The sequence below is a fragment of the uncultured Thiodictyon sp. genome, from assembly GCA_903837595.1.
Taxonomy (GTDB): Bacteria; Pseudomonadota; Gammaproteobacteria; order Chromatiales; family Chromatiaceae; genus Thiodictyon.
Window position 1 is genome coordinate 1 of record CAILVI010000200.1, and the last position, 3,578, is coordinate 3,578.

A 3,578-nucleotide genomic window follows, 5' to 3' on the forward strand; every position below is an offset into this window, starting at 1 on the left:
CAGCGGCACCCTCGGCAGCGCCATGACCCAGGCCGCCAAAGCTGGAGGGGCCGCTGGCGCAATCGTTGGCGGAGGTATCGCCGCCGTCAAGGGATGTATCGATCTGGCCAATGGACGCGCCGATGCCGGCGAAGTTGCCGGCACGGTGGTCAAGGCCAGCGCCAAAGGGGGCGTCAGTGGTGCTGCGGCTGGCGCGGCAGCCACTGCGGCGGGCGCCGGTGCGGCCGCATCGGTTACAGCACTGGGAATGACCGGTCTTGCTGCGACGGTCGCCACGGTGGGGGTTCCTCTTGTTGCTGCTGTTGCGGTCGGCTATGCCGCTTCGGAAGCCTTTGACGGCATCTGCGACTTTCTCGGCGACCTGTTTTGACTGTCGACATCCCACTTCCGGAGACCAAAGCCATGACACTCACCGTTCGTAACGCCGCAGGCGAAACCGTGCAACTGGCCGACACCCCGTTCGCCCAGGGCGGCGAAGCGGCTGTCCATGCCGTGCCCAAGTTTCCTGGCGTGGTAGTCAAGCTCTACCACCCGCAGGTATTGCAAAGCCGAGCCAACACCTTGCGCACCAAAATCGAGGCCATGACAAGCGATCCGGCACTGGCCCGCTTCAAGCAGCACCCGGGACTGGCCTGGCCGCGCTTTTCGGTGTTCGACGAAAAGGGGCAATGGCGCGGCTATGCGATGCGCAAGGCGGCCGGTGTGCGCATGACCGTGCTTGCCCACGCCATGGCGTACCGCGAGCATTTCCCGAAACTTGATCGTCCGGCCTTGGCGGGTTACCTGTTGAACCTGCTGACCACGATCCGGGATCTGCACGCGACGGGGGTGATGGTCGGCGACTACAACCCGGCCAACTTCCTGTGCGACCCGGACAGCGACGCGGTCACGTTGATTGACTGCGACAGTTGGCAGGTTACCGCCAATGGCAAGACCTTCCGCTGCCCGGTCGCGGCACCGGACATGCTGGCGCCGGAGTTGCTTGGCAAGGAGCTGAACAAGATTTCGCGCACGCAGGAAAGCGAGCTGTTCTCCCTTGCCATCTTGCTGTTCAAGGTGCTGATGCTCGGTCGCCACCCCTTTGACGTATGCGGCGGCGCGAGTCCGGTGGAGAACATCAGCAAGGGCTACTTCCCCTATGGCCTGGGTGGTGGCGGCATTCCCAAGGGCCCTTGGTTCAACATCTGGAGCCACTTGCCCTACAAGCTCAAGGAGCAACTCGTGCGCACCTTCAAGGACGGAACCCATAACCCGGCCAACCGGGCGTCTCTGACCGAGTGGATCGACCTTCTCAGGCTCTACCAGCGTGAAATTGGCAAAGGCTGGCATGACACCAAGATCAAGCCTGCCACGCCAAAGCCCAAAGACTACCGCGGCTCGCAATCCATTTCTCAACCGCTTGCCGCCTGACCACAGGAAAAACCACCATGTCGCTGCTTGCCTCGTTTTTCCCCCTTTCCATTTCCCGCGTTTCCACTTCCCAGGAGATCACCATGCCCGAATCTCACAACGACCTCATCGACAACCCTTCCCCGCGCTGCCCGGTTGCGTTGGTGCTAGATACCTCCGGCTCCATGTGCGGCGCTCCCATCGACGAGTTGAACGCCGGCATCCAGTTCTTCATCGACGAGGTCAAGCGCGACGACCTCGCCCGCTGGTCGGTCGATCTGGCCGTCTATACGGCTGGCGGATCGGCCGACTGCATCCAGGACTTCATCGGTGTCGAGCAGATCGCGGGGGTTGCACCACTCGGGGCCAGCGGTAGCACTCCATTGGGTGCGGCCACCCACATGGCACTCAACGATCTGGAGGGGCGCAAACGCGCTTACAGGGGCGCCGGGGTACCTTACTACCAGCCCTGGTTGGTGTTGATCAGCGATGGCGGTCCCACCGATTCCTGGCAGGAGGTGGCCCGGCGTGCCAGCGACCTTTCGGCCCGGCGCAAGTTGGTCAGCCTCCCCATTGGCGTGAATGGAGCCGACCTGGGGACGCTGTCGTGTTTTTCGACCAAACCGGCCGTGGCGCTTGATGGCCTCAAGTTCCGCGAACTCTTCCAGTGGCTGTCGGCTTCCATGGCCAGGGTGTCGGCGAGCACTTCCTCCGATGCCTCGGTACAGTTGCCGAGCAACGAAAGCTGGGGGAGCATCTGACATGCCGAGGCGCTCCAAAAAACCACATTCCTTCCGGGCCGGGGACTGCCCGGCAGAAACGCAGACCAAGCAAACGGCGCCTGACTCCCCGGTCAAGGGCGGACCGAATCCGGTGAATGCCGGGGGGGCGTGTTCAGTGTCGCCGACTTCGGATTCGATCATGCCCGCATCGGACGGACCGGACGTGCCTGTTCCCGAATCGCTGCCTGCACCCATCGCGGAATTGCCGCCAGCGCCGGTCGCGATCCCGCTCTCCACTTGGCGACCGGCTTGCGGCGTGGCGGTAACGGGGCTGTCGCACTCCCGCAAGGGACTGCCTTGTCAGGATGCCGTGGCCTGGCGAAGCGAAGGCCGACCGATCCTGGCATTGAGCGATGGCGCCGGTTCGGCGGCTGTCAGCGAACGCGGCGCGACCGCCCTGGTTTCTGGTGTGTCGCGATTCTTGGTTTCCCTGGAAGACGTTCTTTCTCCCTGGCTGGATGACCCAGCCGAGCAAGCACCCGAGCAAACCATGCGTTGGGTTCGCCGGCTGCTGGTCCATGCTCGCGGGATACTGGATGATCTGGCTCGATCGGAACGGCGCGATGTGCGGGATTTGCGTGCCACCTTGCTGGTGGCAGTGGTGGGTTCGGTCCGCACATTCTGGTGGCAGGTGGGCGATGGTGCGATCGCGGTCCGGTATGGCGACGCTTTGCACGCACTTGGGGATGCAAGCAAAGCCAAGGGCGAATTCGCCAACCAAACCTGCTTCGTGGATGCTGCAAACCTATCCGAAGTGCAATTCGGACTGCTGCCCACTGCCAAGGTGTCCGGCATAGCACTGATGAGTGACGGGGGTGCCGAAAGGCTCGTTGCCAGTAATGGCAGCCGGGTCGCAGCGCGCATTGGCGAGTGGTTCGATGCTGCGGCGAGCGAAAGATTGACTCCTGACAAGATCGTTCTTGCTTTTCACGATCCGGCGATGTGGGAACGTACGAGTCTTGATGATCGCTCTATCGTGCTCGCGGCGCGCACCGGGAGCGAGAATTTTCGAGTGGCTGGCTATGACAAGGCACCTCTGGAAATCGATACTCGCGGACATGAACAACAGATTGCGACGGATCACTCCTTCTGAAAGGATTCCCATGGACAACCTCCATCAATTTCTTCATGCAAATCGCGCAAATGGCCGCTTGGCAAGATGCAAACAATACACCAAACCCATCTGATGCCTGCCGACGGGCCGTTTACTCAACCTGTCCGCAAAAACCGTCGCCAAAGCCACGACTCGCGCCAGCGGCGCTTGGGCCGGGGCGCAGGGCGGCGCAATGGTGGGCGCTGCAGGTGGCCCGGTCGGTGTCGCCGTTGGTGCATTTGTCGGCGGCATGATCGGTGGCCTGATCGGCGGCTCGTGGTAAGTTCCAACGCCGCCCGGTTCGCTGGGCGGCG

General features: G+C 62.7%; 4 protein-coding genes and 1 pseudogene. 4 read left to right on the forward strand and 1 reads right to left on the reverse strand.

The genetic code is table 11. The annotated features are described in order from the left end of the window. The 4 genes and pseudogenes from QZY44_RS10925 to QZY44_RS10940 all read left to right on the forward strand — a co-directional run. Positions 1-370: pseudogene (locus QZY44_RS10925) on the forward strand (hypothetical protein); the annotation flags it as partial. A 32-nt stretch (positions 371-402) separates the two neighbouring features. Next, positions 403-1,410: a hypothetical protein gene (locus tag QZY44_RS10930; RefSeq protein ID WP_295446092.1), complete on the forward strand. Its 1,008-nt coding sequence runs from the start codon at positions 403-405 to the stop codon at positions 1,408-1,410. A gap of 17 nt (positions 1,411-1,427) precedes the next feature. Further along, a complete protein-coding gene (locus QZY44_RS10935) occupies positions 1,428-2,150 on the forward strand; it encodes a hypothetical protein (protein WP_295446094.1) in 723 nt (240 codons plus the stop codon). Positions 2,151-2,310: 160 nt separating this feature from the next. Beyond that, positions 2,311-3,264: a PP2C family serine/threonine-protein phosphatase gene (locus QZY44_RS10940; RefSeq protein ID WP_295446096.1), complete on the forward strand. Its 954-nt coding sequence runs from the start codon at positions 2,311-2,313 to the stop codon at positions 3,262-3,264. 112 nt (positions 3,265-3,376) lie between these two features. Here QZY44_RS10940 and QZY44_RS10945 read toward each other — a convergent pair. Continuing rightward, positions 3,377-3,578: hypothetical protein (locus QZY44_RS10945; RefSeq protein WP_295446098.1), on the reverse strand; the 202-nt coding region annotated here is incomplete at its 5' end.